1 protein-coding gene is annotated in these 2,631 nt (G+C 59.7%); it reads left to right on the top strand.

The window, feature by feature from the left end; genetic code table 11:
- Window positions 1-208 precede the first annotated feature (208 nt).
- Window positions 209-2,434: an NADP-dependent isocitrate dehydrogenase gene (locus tag FEM54_RS30190; protein WP_138454022.1), complete on the top strand. Its 2,226-nt coding sequence runs from the start codon at window positions 209-211 to the stop codon at window positions 2,432-2,434.
- Window positions 2,435-2,631 lie beyond the last annotated feature (197 nt).

Here is a 2,631-nt window from a genome sequence, read left to right as displayed (position 1 = left end):
ACGGTGGACCGCTCTAGAACAAAGCCTTCCGCTACAAAGCAGGACTAATACAATAGTCCACCCGCTTGACGCTCGACTGATGCAACCCAACATCACCGCGAAGAAACCTCGACATTTCGCTCATGGATGACTTTGAACGAACGCGCTCCACCCGGCGCATCTCGAGTTTCTGCGCACGCTTTCAGCAAAGAAGAGAGTTAATCCGAATATGCCCACCCGCTCGAAGATCATCTACACCTTCACCGACGAAGCCCCAGCCCTCGCCACCTATTCACTGCTGCCTATCGTAGAGGCCTTCACCGCTTCCGCTGATATTGCCGTGGAAACCCGCGACATTTCCCTGGCCGCGCGCATCCTCGCAAGCTTCCCCGAGCAACTGGGCACCAAGGCTATCCCGGACCACCTCGCCGAACTGGGCGACCTGGCCGTTACGCCTGAAGCCAACATCATCAAGCTGCCTAACATCAGTGCTTCGACCCCGCAGCTGCAAGCGGCGATCAAGGAACTGCAGGCCCAGGGCTACGCCCTGCCGGACTACCCGGAAACCGTAACCACCGACGCGGAAAAAGAAACCCGCGCACGTTACGACAAGGTCAAGGGCAGCGCCGTGAACCCGGTACTGCGCGAAGGCAACTCCGACCGCCGCGCACCGCTGTCGGTCAAGAACTACGCGCGCAAGCACCCGCATAAAATGGGCGCCTGGGCTGCCGACTCCAAGTCGCACATCGCACACATGAGCAACGGCGACTTCTACGGCAGCGAGAAAGCCGTACAGATCGAAGCGGCTGACGCCGTCAAGATCGAACTGATCGCCAAGGACGGTACCGCTACCGTCCTGAAAGAAAAAACCAGCTTGCAGGCTGGCGAGATCATCGACACCGCCGTGCTGAGCAAGAATGCCCTGCGCAGCTTCATCGCCGCTGAAATCGAAGACGCCAAGAAACAAGGCGTACTGCTGTCGGTCCACTTGAAAGCCACCATGATGAAGGTCTCCGACCCGATCATGTTCGGCCAGATCGTTGCCGAGTTCTATAAAGACGCACTGGCCAAGCACGCTGTCGTGCTGGAGCAGATCGGCTTTAACCTGAACAACGGCATCGGCGACCTGTACGCCCGCATCAAGGCCCTGCCGGCCGATCAGCAAGCGCAGATCGAAGCCGACATCCAGGCGGTGTACGCCGCTCGTCCGTCCCTGGCCATGGTCAACTCGGACAAAGGCATTACCAACCTGCACGTGCCGAGCGACGTTATCGTCGACGCCTCGATGCCTGCCATGATCCGTGACTCAGGCAAAATGTGGGGCACCGACGGCCAACTGCACGACACCAAGGCCGTGATCCCGGATCGCTGCTACGCCACCATCTACCAGGCAGTGATCGAAGACTGCAAGGCCAATGGCGCCTTCGACCCAACCACCATGGGCAGCGTGCCGAACGTTGGCCTGATGGCGAAAAAAGCCGAAGAGTACGGTTCCCACGACAAGACCTTCCAGATCAAGGCTGACGGCGTGGTCCGCGTCACCGACAGCAAGGGCAACCTGCTGATGGAACAGGCTGTCGAAGCCGGCGACATCTTCCGCATGTGCCAGACCAAAGACGCGCCGATCCAGGACTGGGTCAAACTGGCCGTCAACCGTGCTCGCGCCAGCAACACCCCGGCCATTTTCTGGCTGGACCCTAAGCGTGCCCACGATGGCGTGGTGGTCGAGAAAGTTCAGGCTTACCTGAAAGACCACAACACCGAAGGCCTGGACATCCGCATCATGTCGCCGGTCGACGCGATGAAGTTCACCCTGGAGCGCACCCGCAAGGGCCTGGACACCATCTCGGTGACCGGTAACGTTCTGCGTGACTACCTGACCGACCTGTTCCCGATCATGGAACTGGGCACCAGTGCCAAGATGCTGTCGATCGTGCCGCTGATGAACGGCGGCGGCCTGTTCGAAACCGGCGCCGGCGGTTCGGCTCCAAAGCACGTGCAGCAACTGGTTGAAGAGAACTTCCTGCGCTGGGATTCCCTGGGCGAGTTCCTGGCCCTGGCCGCGTCCCTTGAGCATTTGGGTGTCACCTACAACAACCCGAAAGCCCTGGTGCTGTCCAAGACCTTGGACCAGGCCACTGGCCAGTTCCTGGACAACAACAAGTCGCCATCGCGCAAAGTCGGCAACATCGACAACCGCGGCAGCCACTTCTACCTGGCGCTGTACTGGGCTCAAGCCCTGGCCGCACAGACTGAAGATGCTGCACTGCAAGCGCAGTTTGGCGAACTGGCCAAAACCCTGGCCGACAACGAGGCAACCATCGTTGCCGAGCTGAACGCCGTACAGGGCAAGCCAGTGGACATCGGCGGCTACTACGCGCCGAACCCGGAGCTGACCAGCAAAGCCATGCGCCCAAGCAACACCCTCAACGCGGCCATTGCCAAGTTGAAGTAAGGTTGTAAGGATGCAAAGAAGCCCCGGCCCCGTGCCGGGGTTTCTGTTTGTGCCCCCGATTTCATTGAACAACCCCGATCAAATGTGGGAGCTGGCTTGCCTGCGATAGCGGTGGTTCAGCTGCATCTGGGTCAACTGACAGACTGCTATCGCAGGCAAGCCAGCTCCCACACTGAACGAGTTTCTTCAGTCACTAC

This window comes from Pseudomonas edaphica, from assembly GCF_005863185.1.
GTDB lineage: Bacteria > Pseudomonadota > Gammaproteobacteria > Pseudomonadales > Pseudomonadaceae > Aquipseudomonas > Aquipseudomonas edaphica.
This window is presented reverse-complemented; position numbering and strand designations above follow the sequence as displayed.